The sequence below is a fragment of the Qipengyuania citrea genome (genome assembly GCF_024171405.1).
Taxonomy (GTDB): domain Bacteria; phylum Pseudomonadota; class Alphaproteobacteria; order Sphingomonadales; family Sphingomonadaceae; genus Qipengyuania; species Qipengyuania profunda.
In genome coordinates, this window is sequence record NZ_JALJZT010000002.1 from 1,044,560 (window position 1) to 1,059,259 (window position 14,700).

A 14,700-nucleotide genomic window follows, 5' to 3' on the forward strand; every position below is an offset into this window, starting at 1 on the left:
ATATAGGCGTTGCGGCGGGTTAGCGCCAGTCAGGCTTCGTCGGCAGGCTCATCAACCTCTTCGGCGGCGCTCTGCCCCTCTTCGGTGCCCTCCTCGCCGATCAGTTCTTCATAGGCATCGTCGACGGGGTCGAGCAGTCCCGTAGCGCGCAATTCCGCGATTCCGGGCAGGTCGCGGCGGCTCGAAAGGCCGAAATGGTCGAGGAAATCGGGGGTCGTCGCGTAGATCGTCGGCCGTCCCGGAACCTCGCGCCTGCCGGCGATCTTCACCCATCCCGCTTCCATCAGCACGTCGAGCGTCCCGCCGCTGGTCTGCACACCGCGGATCGATTCGATCTCCGCGCGGCTGACCGGCTCGTGATAGGCGATGATCGCGAGCACTTCGGTGGCGGCGCGGCTGAGGCGGCGCACCTGTTCCTTCTCGCGCCGCAGCAGATGCGCCAGATCGGGTGCGGTTTCGAAATGCCAGCGCTTCGCGCGTTCGACCAGATGCACGCCGCGCTTCTCGTAATCCGCCGCCACGCTGCGCAGCGCCTCGCGCACATCGCCCACTGCAGCGCCGCCGAGAAATCCCGCCAGCGCCTCGGCCGTCATCGGTTCCTCCGCCGCGAACAGCGCGGCTTCGACGGCGCGGGCGAGCTCGTCCATCAGGCGGGCACCCGCCGCAGGTGGAGCGGTCCGAAGGTATCCTCCTGTTGCAATTCGGCCCGGCCCAGCCGCGCCAGTTCGAGCGCGGCGACAAAGCTCGAGGCCAGCGCCGAACGTTTGAGCCGCGGCTCGGCATGCGGCGGAAGGAAATCGCGCAATTCCATCCAGTCGAGCGTCACCCCGAGCATGTTGGAAACCCGGTCGAGCGCCGATTCGAGCGTCATCACGGGGCGTTCGCGCACCATGTGGATGGCGGGCGCCGTGCGCGCCTTCACGCGTCCATAGGCCTCGATCAGCGCGAACTGGTCGCAGTGCCACAAGGTCTTGCGCGCAATTTCCAGCCCCTCGGGCGTGCCGCGCAGGAAAACGTCGCGCCCGATCCGGTCGCCGCCCATCAGCCGCGCCGCCGCATCGCGCATCGCGCCGAGCCGCTGGAGCCGCAATTGCAGCTTGAGCGCCAGTTCCTCGGGGCTGGGATCTTCCTGCTCTTCCTTGGGCAGAAGCATGGCCGATTTGAGATAGGCCAGCCACGCGGCCATCACGAGATAGTCGGCGGCCAGTTCGAGCTTCAGCGCCTCTGCCTGGTCGATATAGCCGAGATACTGATCGACCAGCGAGAGGATCGAAATCGAGCGCAGGTCGACCTTCTGCCGCCGTGCGAGGTCGAGCAGCAGGTCGAGCGGCCCTTCCCACCCGTCAAGTTCGAGATAGAGCGTGTTCTCGTCGACCGGCGCCTCGGCGGCAATCCCGTCCCACTCTTCCTGAGCGTCGTCGGCCGGATCGGCGAAGAGCAGTCCGTCGCTGGTCACGCCGCCGGCTCCTCCGCCAGCGCGAGCAGCGCATCGCGCTTGGCCAGCAATTCGGCCGTCTCGGGGCCGTCCTGCGGTGCCCGCATTGCCGCATGGACACGGTCGAGCCGCGCGGCGGATTTTTCCGCCAGCGTTCCGCCAAGCGCGGCGATGGCTTGCTGGTCGGCCATCTTCGCCCAGCAGTTGAGCACGATATCGCAGCCCGCTGCGAGGGCGCGCTCGGCGCGTTCGGGGATCGTCCCGTCGAGCGCTTCCATATCGATATCGTCGGACAACAGCAGGCCATCGAAGCCGATCCTGCCGCGGATCACATCGTTTATGACCTTCTGCGACAGCGTGGCGGGCGCTTCGGCATCCCACGCTTCGAACACGATATGCGCGCTCATCCCCAGAGGATGCGCTGCCAGCGTGCGGAAGGGTTCGATATCGGCTTCGAGCTCGGCGTCGCTCGCAGTGACGACGGGCAATTCCTTATGCGTGTCGCAGGTGGCGCGGCCATGCCCCGGCATGTGCTTGAGGCAGCCGACCACGCCTGCGCGGCCCATCCCGTCGAGCACGGCGCGGCCCAGCGCCGCCACCTGCAAGGGATCGCTGCCGAGGGCGCGGTCGCCGATCACATCGTCGGTCTCGGGGCGGCGCACATCCAGCGGGGCATGATAATCGACCGTGATCCCCATCTCGGCCAGCTCGCGCCCCATCGCTTCCGCATTGGCACGCGCGGCCTCGATCGCCGAAGCGGGCGCGATATCCCACAGCCGCGCGAACGCCTCGCCCGCCGGATAGCGCTGCCATTCGGGCGGTTTCATCCGCGCGACACGCCCGCCTTCCTGGTCGATCGAGACGATCAGCTGCTCGCGCCCGTGGATCGCACGCAGATCGTCGGTCAGCCTGCGCAGCTGCGTACGATCGGCGCAATTGCGCGCAAACAGGATGTAACCCGCAGGGTCCGCCTCGGTGAAGAAGGCGCGCTCGTCGGCCGTCAGTGCGAGACCGGAGATGCCGAATATGGCGGGTGTCATCGCCCGAAAGTGGAACCTTGGCCCGAGTCCCGCAAGCTAAGCCCCTGCGGGAGGTGTGGAAATCAGTTTGGAGACGCGCCTATTTGACGAAACAGGCGAGCCCGTCGGCCTTGAGCGCGGCGCACAACCGGCTTGCGCTGGCGCGGTCGCCCGTGATCGCCTGCAGGCGATAGACCGTGCCGATATCGACCTGTGCCTCGACCACGCGGTGGCTGACGCCGTTGAGCGCTTCGGTCTGCCGCATCAGGTTCGACCACGCGGCTTCGGCATCGGCGCGGCGCGGATAGGCGCTGACCTGCACCGAAGTGCCCGCCACCGGGGTCGCGCGGGTGCCTTCATTGACCGTCGAGGCGATGGTCGGGCCGGAAGATGTGCCCGCGTCGACCGGCTGTTTGGTGGTGGTCTCGGCCAGCTTGCCTTCGCGCGTCTGCCCCTCGCCCACGGCAAAACTGGTGTCGCCGGTGCCGGCAAAGGTCTTGCCGCCCGGGTCCTCCGGCTTGGTCTTGTAGGGTTCTTCGGGGGCCGCGATCACGCTGCCATCGGGTTCGGGTTCGTCCGAGGCCTGGTTGGTGAGGAACCAGATGCCGCCGACAACCGCGCCGAGCAGCACCAGCGCGAGCACGCCGAGCAGGATCAGGCGCGAGGTATCGAAACCCGCGGCGTGGTCATCGTCCTCGGCCGCTTCGAGCCAGGGCAGGCTGTCGTCTTCGGCAAGGTCGAGCTGGTCCTCGGCCCCGCGATCCCCGCCCATGTCATACGGTGTCGATCCCACCATGCTCACATCTCCTCGACCGCTTCGACCCCCAGGATGGCGAGGCCGTTGCGGATTACCTGCCCGACTTGCGCCGCCAGGAACAGGCGCGCGGCGGTCAGTTCGGCGTCGCCTTCCTGGATGATCCGTTTTGCCGGATCGTCGTTACCCGTATTCCAGAAGCTGTGGAAGGCAGCGGCCAGGTCGCCGAGGAAAAACGCGATGCGGTGCGGCTCGCGCGCCTTGGCCGCGGCTTCGACCACACGCGGGAATTGCGCCGCTTCGCGCACCAGCGCCAGTTCGTCGTCACCCAGCCGGTCGAGATGCTCGTCGCTCGGCGTCACCCCCGCCTTGCGTAGCGTCGAATGGATCCGCGCATTGGCATATTGGAGGTAGAAGACCGGATTGTCCTTCGACGCCTCGACCACCTTAGCAAAGTCGAACTCCATCTGCGCGTCGGGTTTGCGCGTAAGCATGGTGAAGCGCACGACATCCTTGCCCACTTCCTCGACCACTTCGGCCAGCGTGACGAAGGTGCCCGAGCGCTTGGACATCTTCACCGGTTCGCCATCGCGCAGCAATTTGACCATCTGGACCAGCTTGACGTCGAACGGCACATCGCGCCCCGCGCCCTTGGTCAGCGCCGCGACGGCCGCGCGGATCCGCTTGACCGTACCAGCATGGTCGGCGCCCCAGATGTCGATCAGCGCATCGGCCTTTTCGGCCTTCTGGAAATGATAGGCGAGATCGGCACCGAAATAGGTCCACGCGCCATTCGATTTCTTGATCGGGCGGTCCTGGTCGTCGCCAAACTCGGTCGAGCGGAACAACGGCAGTTCGACCGGCTCCCAGTCCTCGGGCGGCGCCTTGCCTTTGGGCGCTTCGAGCACGCCGTCATAGACGAGACCCTTCTCGCGCAGCCACGCCTCGGCGGCTTCGGGCTTCTTCGCGGCCTGCAATTCGGCTTCCGATGAAAACAGGTCGTGATGGATGCCGAGCAAGGCGAGATCGGCACGGATCATCTCCATCATCGCAGCGACCGAACGCTCGCGGAACAGGGCGAGCCATTCGTTTTCGGCAGCATCCTTGTAGGCAGGGCCGAATTCCTGCGCGAGCCGCTCGCCTACCGGCTTGAGATAATCGCCGGGATACAGCCCTTCGGGAATGGCACCGATATCGTCGCCCAGCGCCTCGCGGTAGCGCAGATGCGCCGAGCGGGCGAGGACATCGACCTGCCCCCCGGCATCGTTGACGTAATATTCGCGCACGACCCGGTAGCCCGCCCATTCGAGCAGGCCGCACAGCGCGTCGCCGACGACCGCGCCGCGGCAATGGCCCATGTGCATCGGGCCGGTCGGATTGGCGGAGACATATTCGACATTGACCGTCCGCCCGTCGCCCAGCGCCGAGCGGCCATAGTCGTCGCCCTGAGCGGCGATCGCCAGCAGTTCGCGGCGCCACGCATCGGGCGACAGGCGCAGATTGATAAAGCCGGGACCGGCGATTTCGGCGGCGTCGATGTCGGGTTCACGCTGCAGATGCTCGACGATCTTCTCGGCGAGTGCGCGCGGATTGGTCTTGGCCTGCTTGGCCAGCACCATCGCGGCATTGGTCGCCAGATCGCCGTGCGAGGGATCGCGCGGCGGTTCCACGGTCACATTGGCGCGCGGCGTATCGGCGGGCAGTACGCCCTCCATTTCGAGAGCGTTGAGAACGGCATCGATCCGGGCCGCAAAAGCCGCGTGAAGTGTCTGCATGTCAGCCATGCCGCGCGCCTAGCCTATCGGCGCAAAATGGCAAGACACGAGCGCTGCTAGCGCGTGGCGTTGTAGCGCAGCTGCGCTTCGGTCAGCTGGAAACCGACCAGCAGTTCGAAGGTCGCGCGCTGCACCGCGGCACGCACCGCCGGATCGGCCAGCGGATCGAGCGCGGCATCGGGATCGCCAGGTTCGCGCTTGCGCGTGATCTGCTCGCGGATTTCGGCGGGCAGCGTAGCATCGGCGCGATTGACATAGGCGCCGGCGGTACCGCGTGCCTGCGCGCGTTCCTGCCCGTCGGCGAATTGCAGCGTTACATTGCCGACGCGCTTGGTGACGACCGACGAACCGCCGCGCAGCACGGTGGAGAAATAGGGCAGCGTGACCGTGCGGCTGCCGCGCGTATCGCTGCGGCGCGCAACGACGTCGAAGCTCGCTTCCGTATAGACCCGGTCGCCCGCTTCTTCATTGCAGGTGGAGCGCAGATTGGTGATTGCCGCGGTCACGTCGAGATCGGCCATGGTCGCCCCCGCAGTGCGGAAAGTAGTGATATCGCCCGTGTAATCGGGGATGCCGACCGCCGGGCAAGTGCTGCGAACCGCGGAAATGCCGACGCCCTGGTCGACAATCAGGTCGCCTTCCCTGGCGCAACCGGCCAACGCCAGGCCAAGGGCAAGCGCGGGAAGAAGACGGTTACGGATGTTCATGCGGCTAAATTCCCTTTTGCGGTCATTCGAAATCGTAGCCCGGCGGGCTGCGGGATGCCCTAGCTTGGCCTGCACGAAAGCGCTAGAGGGCGGGACATGAACGCCCCCTTTCAATCCTCGCCCGGTTCGCCCGGCAGCGACCCGCGCCAGCCGCTCAAGCTCCTCATCGCTGCGCCGCGCGGCTTTTGCGCAGGCGTCGACCGCGCGATCGAAATCGTCGAGCGCGCGCTGCAGAAATACGGCGCACCGGTCTATGTCCGGCACGAAATCGTGCACAATCGCTATGTGGTAGATAGCCTCAAGGCCAAGGGCGCGATCTTCATCGAGGAACTGGACGAAGTGCCTGACGATGCGCCGGTGGTCTTCAGCGCACACGGTGTGCCCAAGACCATCCCGGCAGAGGCCGAGCGGCGCAAGATGCTGTATGTCGATGCGACCTGCCCGCTGGTGAGCAAGGTCCACCGCCAGGCCGAACGCCAGATCGAAAAGGGCCAGCACATCCTGTTCATCGGCCATGCGGGCCATCCCGAGGTGATCGGGACGATGGGCCAGGTGCCGGAAGGCCGGATCACGCTGGTCGAAACGATCGACGATGTGGCGACACTCGACTTCGCGCCGACCGATGATCTGTCCTATCTTTCGCAGACGACGCTATCGGTGGACGACACGCGCGACATCATCAATGCGCTCGAAGCCCGCTTCCCGCAGATCATCGCGCCCAAGGCGGAAGACATCTGCTACGCCACCAGCAATCGCCAGGCCGCGGTCAAACAGATCGCCGCGAACTGCGACCTGGTGCTGGTGATCGGCGCGCCAAACTCTTCCAACTCGCTACGGCTCGTCGAGGTTGCCGAACGGCTCGGGACCAATGCCCGGCTGATCCAGCGCGCCGACGAGATCGATCCGGCATGGCTTGAGGGGGTTGGCACCATCGGACTCACGGCAGGCGCCTCGGCACCCGAAAAGCTGGTCCGCGAAGTGGTTGACCGGCTGTGCGACTGGCGGCTGGTCGACGAGGAGGTGATAACCGCCACCGAAGAGAACATGGTCTTCAAGCTGCCGCGCCAGCTGACCGACTAACGTGGCCGTCTATACCCATCTCGGGGCCGAGGAACTTGCGCGACTCATCGCGCATTACGATGTCGGCGAACTCGTCTCGTCCAAGGGCATTGCCGAAGGGGTGTCGAACTCCAACTGGCTGGTCGAAACTACGCGCGGGCGCTTCATCCTGACGATGTACGAACGGCGGATCGAGACCGCCGACCTGCCCTTCTTTCTCGGCCTGCTCGACCATCTTTCCGCGGCGCGATGCGCGGTGCCGCGCACGATCCATGACCGCGACGGCGCCGCATGGCGCATGGTCGGCGACAAAGCAGTCGCGCTGATCGAATTCCTGCCGGGTGTCTCGCCGAGCAACCCGACACCGGCGCAGGCACGCGCTGTCGGGGTCGCGCTGGCGCAGGCACACCTCGCCGCGCATGATTTCCCCATGGCACGCGAAAACACGCTCGCCCCGTCCGATACGCTGGCGATCCTCACGCAGTGCGGAGCGGCGGCACTCGCGACGATCGACCCGCATCTGCCTGCGATGCTGGAAAGCGGCGAGGCGATCGTGCGCGAATGGCCGGAAGATCTGCCGCGATCGATTATCCATTCGGACCTTTTCCCGGATAACGTCCTGATGCTGGACGACCGGGTCACCGGGATGATCGACTTCTATTTCGCCTGCACCGGCGCGATGGCCTATGACCTGGCGGTGACGCACGCCGCCTGGTGTTTCGACGATGCGGGCGAGACTTGCGATCACGCGCTGGGTCGCGCGCTGATCGAGGGCTACGAGAGCGTGCGGGTGCTGAGCGAGCCGGAGCGCACCGCGCTGCCGCTGCTGGCGGAGGGCGCCTGCCTGCGCTTCATTGCCAGCCGCGCGCAGGACTGGCTCGATACGCCCGAAGAAGCGCTGGTCCGCCGCAAGGATCCGATGGATTTCACGCGGCGGCTGGAATTCTATCGCGCAAACGGCCAGAGGGCGTTCGCATGAAGAAGGTCGAAATGTTCACCGATGGCGCCTGCAAGGGCAATCCCGGCCCCGGAGGCTGGGGCGCGCTGCTGCGGATGGGCCAGCATGAGAAGGAACTGTCGGGCGGCGAACCCGATACGACCAACAACCGCATGGAAATGACGGCGGCGATCAAGGGGTTGAGCGTGTTGATCGAACCCTGCGAGGTCGATCTCCATACCGACAGCAAGTACCTGATCGACGGGATCACCAAGTGGGTCCACGGCTGGAAGAAGCGGGGCTGGATCAATGCCAGCAAGAAGCCCGTGCGTAATGCCGAGCTATGGCATGAGCTGATCGAACTGACCGCGCACCACCGGGTCCACTGGCACTGGGTTAAGGGCCATTCGGGTCACCCCGAAAACGACCGCGTCGACCAGCTTGCCAGCGATGCAGCGGAACAGTTCGCCCGCGCGGATTGATCAGCTGTTGTCGACGGTTTCCGCGCCGGGGCCGTTCTTCTTGATCGAATCGATGGCGTTCTGCGCACTTGCCTTCGAGGCATATCCTTCGGTCGAGAACATCACTTCCGAATTGTATTTGAAACGGGCGCGAAATTCGCCGGCCTTGTCCTTGTATATCTCGAAGTGGTGGCTCATCGATTTGTCTCCGTCATAAGCTTGGATTGGGGGCGCACCCTAACAAATGATGCCGGCTTTCCCTAACAAATGATGCCGGCTTTGCTAGCCAAAGCGGGCCGCTGAATAGAGTTCGGGATCGAGACCCGCAGTCATCGCATCGGGTTTTTCGTCCAGCAACAGCTGGCGCCCGAGCCGCGCGGCGGCGGGCGAAGTCTGGATCCCGAAGCCCCCCTGCCCCGCGAACCAGGCGAAACCATCGACCTTGGGATCGGGGCCGTAAACCGGCCGGCGGTCCGGCGTGAAGCTGCGCAGGCCGGCCCATTTGTGCTCGACCGCCTCGACCCGCCAGTCGACCACTTCCTCGAGCCGCGCGATCGCTTCGGCCACTGCCAGTTCTTCGGGCGCGGCATCGCAGGGCGCGCTCGGTTCCTCGTCATGCGGGCTCACCCACAGCCGTCCGGCTTCGGGTTTGAAATAGAACCGCCCGCGGATGTCGAGCACCAGCGGAAGGTTCTCGGGTACCGGGGGATCGACACGCACCTGCACCACCGTTCGGCGATAGGGGCTGATCGCGGCAGGCTGCGCGCCGGCCAGCCGGGCGACCTCGTCCACCCATGCCCCGGCCGCATTGACCAGTACTGCGGCGTGATGGGTGTCGCCGCGCTTGGTCGTCAGCGCCCACTGCCCCTCGGCGCGGGTGGCCTTGGCAAGCCGCGCGCGGCATTCCAGGCGGGCACCGCCGCGCTGCGCTTGGGCAAGAAAATGCGCGTGGAGGCGGGCCACGTCGATATCGGCGCACATCGGCTCCCAGATCGCATCCGACCAGTCGTGCCGGATACCGCCGATCCGCCGCTGCAATTCCGCGCGGCCGAGATGCTGGATCGTCGCCCCGGTCGGAACGAAGCGCTGCATGAACTGCGTCACCAGCTCCTCGTCGCCCTCGCGCCCGATATACAGCGCACCGCGCTGGTGGAGGAACCCGCCGTCGCGCAGATAGGCACCCGATGCGAGCGTCAGCGGCACGATCTCCGGACCGCCGTAGCATTCTTCCCAAAACGCGGCGGAACGCCCCGTGGCGTGATAGCCGGGCCGCTCCTCGGCCTCGAGCATCAGCACGCTTGCCCCGCCATCGGTCAGCTCGGCGGCGAGACTGGCGCCGGCGATTCCGGCGCCGATGATGGCAAAGTCATAGCTGGTCACGGGTTCTCCTGCGGAGCCACGCGATCGAGGAATTCGGCCATGCCCGCAAGGGCCCGCTCGCGCACCGGATCGACTTCGCGCAGGATTTCGTGGCGTGCCTCGTCACCGAAGGCGATCAATTCGCCCTTGGGCAGGCGCTGCACCGCGCGCACGGCGGATGCGTGGCTCACCAGCCGATCCGCCGCAGTGCTCACCACCAGCACGGGCACCTGGACCTTTTCCATCGCTCCGCGTTCCTCGAGCCGCCGGCTCGAGGCATAGGCGCGTTCCACCCAGCCCCAGCTACCCGGCCCCATGACCAGTTCGGGGCGCTGCTCGCGCCACCACAGCTCGTCGGCATAGCGTGCGCCGTCATGGGTGAGCAGGTCGCTGCGATCGGCGGGCATTTCGCCCGGCTTCTCGCTCCATTTCCAGGCCGGACGCGTTGGCTTGCCGATCTTCGTCATCAGCCGCGCTGCCGCATGCAGTACGCCGAGCGGCAATGGCGGCCCGGCCATCCCGACCATCGGCGCGCTGAGAATTGCGGCATCGGGCGCGACCAGGCCATCGACCAGCGCGCGCAGGACCAGATGCCCGCCCATCGAATGGCCGGCCAGGATATGGGGCCCCGGTGTGGCCGCCTTCCATGCGGTCCAGAGATGCGCAAGATCCGCGGCCCAGTCGGAAAAATCATCCACATGGCCGGTCACCGCGTCATTGCCGAGCCGCCCCGACCCCGCCTGTCCGCGCCAGTCGGCAGCGGTGACGCGCCAGCCTGCACGATGCCATTGCTCCAGCGTCTCGAGATACTTCTCGTAGAAGTCGCCGCGACCGGGAAGGAACAGGATCGAACCGCGCTGGCCGCCGTCTGCGCCGGGCCAATCGATCCGCCGAATCGCGTGGCCATCGGCCAGTGCGAAGGTGGATTCGCGCGCTGCCGGCGGGATCGCGCGGCGATCGATGGGTTCCTGCGGCGCTGGCATGTCGGCGATCACGACCTCCTCTATGGTTACTTTTTGGTAAGCACGTTCCTGTAGCACCCCATCCCGAAGGGTTGCCCGGGGAGCGTCATGCAAAGCCAGATTTTCACCTACGTATTGCTTGCCGGATTGGCAATCGCACTCCTCTGGGTGATCGTGACCGACCTCAAGAGCCGGACGATCAGCAACCGGCTGACCATGACGGTGGCCCTCGGGGCGCCGCTCTACTGGCTCTCGATCGGGCTGCCACTATGGCCCGGCGTCGCGTTCCAGATCGGACTGGCGCTGCTGGTCTTCGCCGTGTGCTGCGTGCTGTTCGCGATCCGCCAGATGGGCGGCGGCGATGTCAAACTGCTCACGGCGCTCGCGTTGTGGGTCCCGCCATCGCAATTCACGCTGCTGCTGGTCGCCATGGCGATGCTCGGCTGGGTGCTGACCATGGCCATCGGCGCATGGCGGGTGGCGCATTCGAAGACGATCAAGACCAAGCCCGCGCGCGATACCGTGGTGCTCATCATCGGCACCGCCATTGCGGCGCTGTTCGCCAGCGCAGTGCTGGGCGGGCCCAAGCTGCCGATGCCGCCGGGTCTCGCCGGGATGGGCACGACCAGTCCGGCCGCCGCGATCGCGCTGATGCTCGCCCCCTTCACGATATTGCTCATCGTCACGCTCGGTTCGATCCGAATCATCCGCCGCCACGACCGCGATCTGTGGGTCCCCTACGGGCCAGCCATATCGCTCGCCGGCATCTGGATCGTGGTCAGCGGGCAGTTGCTCGCAGGCCACGTCGCCGCGGCGGGCGGTTGAAAACGCGATCTTAACCAATTCGCCCTTAGAGCGTGAAACCATACTTGCCCGCGATAGGATTTGCCGGGCTGAACTAGGGGGCTAGATAGCCATGGATAGGAAGAAGCTGGTTCTGCTGATTGCCGCACTGGTCGTTGCGGTCGGAACGGCGCTTGTCGCGCGGAGCATGTTCGCCGGGGCGAGCGCACCGCAGGCCGAAGCCGCACAGGCCCAGGCGCAAGGACCCAAGGTCCTCGTCGCACAACGCGCGCTGCCGGTCGGCACGATCATCACGGCCGACGCAATCGGCTTCCAGATGTGGCCCGAAGAGCTGGTCCAGGACGCCTACTTCCTCGATGGCGAAGCCGATATGAGCAAGCTGCTCGGTACCGTCGTGCGCCATCCGATTACTGCGGGTGAACCGGTCACCCAGGGCTCGCTCGTCGCACCTGGCGACCGCGGCTTCCTCGCCGCCGCGCTGGCCCCGGGTATGCGCGCCATCACCGTTCCCGTTAACGCCCAATCGGGCGTCGGCGGCTTTGTCTTCCCGGGCGACCGGGTGGACATGGTCCTGACCCAGCAGGTCGAAGGCAATGAAGGCACCAGCCTGAAAGCGTCGGAAACCATCCTTCGTAACCTTCGCGTGCTGGCGACCGACCAGTCGACCGTATCGGAAAAGGCCGAAGACGGTTCGACCGTGGTCAAGGAATTCCGCACCGTGACGCTCGAAGTGACGCCGGTGATCGCGGAAAAGGTCGCCGTCGCGCAGACCATTGGCTCGCTGAGCCTGTCGCTGCGTTCGCTCGCCGACAACCAGACCGAGCTCGAACGCGCGATCGCTGCCGGTGACGTCACCATTCCCGACGATGCCACGCCCGAAGAGGAAGAGCGCCTGCTGCGCCAGGCAATGGCCCGCCCCGACGATGGCAAGAGCAGCTATGTGACCGGCGGCGATGTCTCGCGCTTCCAGCGCCGTACCATGCCCTCGCAAGGCACCGTCGCTCCGGCTGCACCGGGAGGTGCGCCTGCGGGCATCGGCGGACAGCCGGTCCGCCAGGGTCCGAGCGTGCGCGTCACCCGCGGCAAGGACACCGAAGAGGTCCCGGTCGGCAAGACCGGCGTGACTGCCTTCGTCGGCCAGCAGGCCGCCGGAACCGCGCAAGCCGCGAGGACGGTACCCGTCGCCCAGGCGGCCATGATCAAATGAGCCCGATACAAAATACGGAACGCCATTCAGGGGGCAATTCCATGAAACGTCGTCTTACTACCAAATTGCTGCTCGCCAGCCTGGCCATCGCGCCGCTGGCAGCCGCGCCGACGACCGTTGCGACGGCCCAGTCGGTCGTCAGCCCCGGTTCGGAGATCGTCCTTTCGATCGGTCGCGGCGAATTGGTCAATGTGCCGGGCACGATGGCCGACATCTTCGTCGCCGACGACAATGTCGCCGACGTGCAGGTCAAATCGCAGCGCCAGCTCTATGTGTTCGGCAAGGCCGGCGGCGAAACCACGATCTACGCCAGCAACCGCGCCGGCGATATCATCTGGTCCGCCAATGTCCGCGTCGGTTCGAATATCGGCAGCATCGACCAGCTGATGGCGCTCGCCATGCCCGATGCCAACATCTCGGTCGCGACGATGGGCACCAACGTCATCCTCCTGACCGGCACGGTTGCCGCACCCGAGGATGCCGAAGAGGCGCAGCGCCTCGTCGAAGCCTATGTCGGCGAAGACGCGAATGTCATCAGCCGGCTGCGCATGGCGACGCCGTTGCAGGTCAATCTGCAGGTGCGCATCGTCGAGGTTAGCCGCAGCTTCGTTCGGGCTGTCGGTGTCAATCTGACCAGCGTCGACTCGACCGGCGGTTTCCAGTTCGGCGTGGGCCAGGGCCGCGAAGGCGCGGTGACGATCGGATCCGCAGGCGAAGGCAGCAATTTTACTGCCATCAGCCCGGGCACGACTCTCGCCGGGTTTGGCAAGTTCCTCGGTCTCGACCTCGGTGCTGCACTCGATCTGGCTGAAACCGAAGGCTTCGCAACCACGCTGTCGCAGCCCAATCTGACGGCTCTGTCGGGCGAAACCGCAGAATTCCTTGCCGGCGGCGAATTTCCGATCCCGCTCAGCCAGGGACTTGGCGCGACGAGCATTGAATATAAGAACTATGGCGTCAGCCTCGCCTACACCCCGACCGTCCTTGCCAATGGCCGCATCTCGATGCGCGTTCGCCCGGAAGTGTCGGAACTGACCAGTCAGGGCGCAATCACGCTCGAAGGTTTCCAGGTGCCGGCGCTGACTACGCGCCGCGCGGAAACCACCGTCGAACTCGGTTCGGGCCAGAGCTTCATGATTGCCGGGCTGCTGTCGAACAATGCGACCAATTCGGTCGACAAGGCCCCGGGTCTCGGCGACGTGCCGATCCTCGGCAATCTGTTCCGCTCGACCACCTACCGCAAGGGCGAAACCGAGCTGGTGATCGTGGTCACGCCCTATCTGGTGAAGCCGGTCGATGCCAATGACATCAAGCTGCCGACCGACGGGTTCCGCAAGCCGACCGAATTCCAGCGCCTGCTGGGTCTTCAGCAGAGCGACGGCGTAACCGGCGGCGACCGCCCCAAGCCGCGCGCGGTCGAGACCGCTCCGGCAGCCCCGGGCATTTCCTACGGAACCCCGGGCGACAGTGACGAGCAGCAGGCGGCTGCCAAGCCCGATGCGCGCCGTAACGAACGTACCGCGTCGGCGCAGCCCGGCTTCAGCTTCGAATAAGAGGGACGAGTACCATGGCAAAGGCAATCACTCGCAAGCTCACCGGTTCGCTGGCCGTCTCGCTCAGCCTCGTGCTCGGTGCCTGTGGCGGTTTCCCGACCGAGAACCGCTCGCTTTACAGCGCGCGTCAGCCGGTAGTGGAACGGACCAATTTCACGCTCGATGTGAACACTGTCGGCGATGGCCTGGCGGTCAGCGAGCAGCAGCGCGTGTCGGGCTGGTTCGAGGCCATGGGCCTCGGCTATGGCGACCGCGTCTCGCTCGACGATCCCACCGCCAATCCGGCGTTGAAAGACGACCTTGCGGCGCTTGCGGGGCGGCACGGGCTGCTGGTTACCGAGGGTTCGCCGGTCACCGCCGGCTATGTCGAACCGGGCCAGGCCCGGATCGTCGTGACCCGTTCGACCGCCAGCGTTCCGGGTTGTCCCGACTGGTCGGCCAATAACGAGGCCAACGAGTATAACGCGACCTATCCCGGCTACGGCTGTGCCGTGAACGGCAATCTCGCCGCCATGGTCGCCAATCCCGAAGACCTGATTTCCGGTCAGCAGGGCACCGGCCAGACCGTCGTCACGACTTCGACGAAAGCCATCCGGAGCTATCGCGAGAAGGCGCCGACCGGCGCGGGCGATCTGACTGAAGTCAGCACCAATGAAGGAGGCTAAGCA

General features: G+C 65.9%; 16 protein-coding genes. 7 read left to right on the forward strand and 9 right to left on the reverse strand.

The window, feature by feature from the left end; translation table 11 throughout:
• Positions 1-29 precede the first annotated feature (29 nt).
• From scpB to J2S32_RS06140, 6 genes are all read right to left on the reverse strand, one after another.
• On the reverse strand, positions 30-647 hold the full coding sequence (scpB, locus tag J2S32_RS06115; protein WP_253518297.1) for an SMC-Scp complex subunit ScpB: 618 nt from the start codon (positions 645-647) through the stop codon (positions 30-32).
• Positions 647-1,456 carry a segregation and condensation protein A gene (locus J2S32_RS06120; protein ID WP_253518300.1) on the reverse strand — a complete coding sequence of 270 codons (810 nt, stop codon included), beginning with the start codon at positions 1,454-1,456 and terminating at the stop codon, positions 647-649. Before J2S32_RS06120 ends, scpB begins: the two co-directional genes overlap by 1 nt.
• A complete protein-coding gene (gene nagZ / locus J2S32_RS06125; protein ID WP_253518303.1) occupies positions 1,453-2,475 on the reverse strand; it encodes a beta-N-acetylhexosaminidase in 1,023 nt (340 codons plus the stop codon). The genes J2S32_RS06120 and nagZ overlap by 4 nt, the downstream gene beginning before the upstream one ends.
• A 79-nt stretch (positions 2,476-2,554) precedes the next feature.
• The gene (locus J2S32_RS06130) at positions 2,555-3,250 is read right to left on the reverse strand and encodes an SPOR domain-containing protein (protein WP_253518307.1); all 696 of its coding nucleotides are present in this window, start codon (positions 3,248-3,250) and stop codon (positions 2,555-2,557) included.
• Positions 3,251-3,252: 2 nt separating this feature from the next.
• Positions 3,253-4,992, reverse strand: a complete 1,740-nt coding sequence (gene argS, locus J2S32_RS06135; RefSeq protein ID WP_253518310.1) for an arginine--tRNA ligase — start codon at positions 4,990-4,992, stop codon at positions 3,253-3,255.
• 47 nt (positions 4,993-5,039) lie between these two features.
• Positions 5,040-5,690 (reverse strand): hypothetical protein, encoded by a 651-nt coding sequence (locus J2S32_RS06140; RefSeq protein ID WP_253518313.1) that lies wholly within the window; start codon positions 5,688-5,690, stop codon positions 5,040-5,042.
• Positions 5,691-5,786: 96 nt separating this feature from the next.
• Here J2S32_RS06140 and ispH point away from each other — a divergent pair, with 96 nt between their 5' ends.
• The 3 genes from ispH to rnhA are packed head-to-tail and all read left to right on the forward strand — an operon-like array spanning position 5,787 to position 8,168.
• Positions 5,787-6,770 carry a 4-hydroxy-3-methylbut-2-enyl diphosphate reductase gene (gene ispH, locus J2S32_RS06145; RefSeq protein WP_253518317.1) on the forward strand — a complete coding sequence of 328 codons (984 nt, stop codon included), beginning with the start codon at positions 5,787-5,789 and terminating at the stop codon, positions 6,768-6,770.
• A 1-nt stretch (position 6,771) separates the two neighbouring features.
• Positions 6,772-7,728, forward strand: a complete 957-nt coding sequence (thrB, locus tag J2S32_RS06150; protein WP_253518320.1) for a homoserine kinase — start codon at positions 6,772-6,774, stop codon at positions 7,726-7,728.
• The gene (gene rnhA, locus J2S32_RS06155; RefSeq protein WP_253518338.1) at positions 7,725-8,168 is read left to right on the forward strand and encodes a ribonuclease HI; all 444 of its coding nucleotides are present in this window, start codon (positions 7,725-7,727) and stop codon (positions 8,166-8,168) included. The genes thrB and rnhA overlap by 4 nt, the downstream gene beginning before the upstream one ends.
• Here the strand turns inward: rnhA and J2S32_RS06160 are convergent, their stop codons facing one another.
• The 3 genes from J2S32_RS06160 to J2S32_RS06170 form a co-directional block, all read right to left on the reverse strand.
• Positions 8,169-8,345, reverse strand: a complete 177-nt coding sequence (locus J2S32_RS06160; protein ID WP_253518342.1) for a YegP family protein — start codon at positions 8,343-8,345, stop codon at positions 8,169-8,171.
• An 84-nt stretch (positions 8,346-8,429) separates the two neighbouring features.
• Positions 8,430-9,527 (reverse strand): NAD(P)/FAD-dependent oxidoreductase, encoded by a 1,098-nt coding sequence (locus tag J2S32_RS06165; RefSeq protein WP_253518346.1) that lies wholly within the window; start codon positions 9,525-9,527, stop codon positions 8,430-8,432.
• Entirely contained in the window at positions 9,524-10,489 is a 966-nt protein-coding gene (locus J2S32_RS06170) for an alpha/beta fold hydrolase (RefSeq protein WP_253522974.1), read from the reverse strand. The genes J2S32_RS06165 and J2S32_RS06170 overlap by 4 nt, the downstream gene beginning before the upstream one ends.
• An 87-nt stretch (positions 10,490-10,576) precedes the next feature.
• On the opposite strand from J2S32_RS06170, the gene J2S32_RS06175 reads away from it, so the two are divergent.
• The 4 genes from J2S32_RS06175 (at position 10,577) to J2S32_RS06190 (ending at position 14,697) form a co-directional block, all read left to right on the forward strand.
• Positions 10,577-11,293: an A24 family peptidase gene (locus J2S32_RS06175; RefSeq protein ID WP_253518360.1), complete on the forward strand. Its 717-nt coding sequence runs from the start codon at positions 10,577-10,579 to the stop codon at positions 11,291-11,293.
• 91 nt (positions 11,294-11,384) lie between these two features.
• Entirely contained in the window at positions 11,385-12,479 is a 1,095-nt protein-coding gene (gene cpaB / locus J2S32_RS06180) for a Flp pilus assembly protein CpaB (protein WP_253518363.1), read from the forward strand.
• Positions 12,480-12,520: 41 nt separating this feature from the next.
• Complete coding sequence (locus tag J2S32_RS06185) at positions 12,521-14,032, forward strand: type II and III secretion system protein family protein (protein ID WP_253518366.1); 1,512 nt, start codon at positions 12,521-12,523, stop codon at positions 14,030-14,032.
• Between the two features lie 14 nt (positions 14,033-14,046).
• Entirely contained in the window at positions 14,047-14,697 is a 651-nt protein-coding gene (locus tag J2S32_RS06190; protein ID WP_253518370.1) for a CpaD family pilus assembly protein, read from the forward strand.
• Positions 14,698-14,700: the final 3 nt, after the last annotated feature.

Bases quoted from the DNA above. Each gene is read 5' to 3' on its own strand.
- scpB (WP_253518297.1), bottom strand. From the start codon at position 647: ATGGACGAGCTCGCCCGCGCCGTCGAAGCCGCGCTGTTCGCGGCGGAG.
- nagZ (WP_253518303.1), bottom strand. From the start codon at position 2,475: ATGACACCCGCCATATTCGGCATCTCCGGTCTCGCACTGACGGCCGAC.
- J2S32_RS06130 (WP_253518307.1), bottom strand. From the start codon at position 3,250: ATGGTGGGATCGACACCGTATGACATGGGCGGGGATCGCGGGGCCGAG.
- argS (WP_253518310.1), bottom strand. From the start codon at position 4,992: ATGGCTGACATGCAGACACTTCACGCGGCTTTTGCGGCCCGGATCGAT.
- J2S32_RS06140 (WP_253518313.1), bottom strand. From the start codon at position 5,690: ATGAACATCCGTAACCGTCTTCTTCCCGCGCTTGCCCTTGGCCTGGCG.
- ispH (WP_253518317.1), top strand. From the start codon at position 5,787: ATGAACGCCCCCTTTCAATCCTCGCCCGGTTCGCCCGGCAGCGACCCG.
- rnhA (WP_253518338.1), top strand. From the start codon at position 7,725: ATGAAGAAGGTCGAAATGTTCACCGATGGCGCCTGCAAGGGCAATCCC.
- J2S32_RS06160 (WP_253518342.1), bottom strand. From the start codon at position 8,345: ATGAGCCACCACTTCGAGATATACAAGGACAAGGCCGGCGAATTTCGC.
- J2S32_RS06170 (WP_253522974.1), bottom strand. From the start codon at position 10,489: ATGCCAGCGCCGCAGGAACCCATCGATCGCCGCGCGATCCCGCCGGCA.
- J2S32_RS06175 (WP_253518360.1), top strand. From the start codon at position 10,577: ATGCAAAGCCAGATTTTCACCTACGTATTGCTTGCCGGATTGGCAATC.
- cpaB (WP_253518363.1), top strand. From the start codon at position 11,385: ATGGATAGGAAGAAGCTGGTTCTGCTGATTGCCGCACTGGTCGTTGCG.
- J2S32_RS06185 (WP_253518366.1), top strand. From the start codon at position 12,521: ATGAAACGTCGTCTTACTACCAAATTGCTGCTCGCCAGCCTGGCCATC.
- J2S32_RS06190 (WP_253518370.1), top strand. From the start codon at position 14,047: ATGGCAAAGGCAATCACTCGCAAGCTCACCGGTTCGCTGGCCGTCTCG.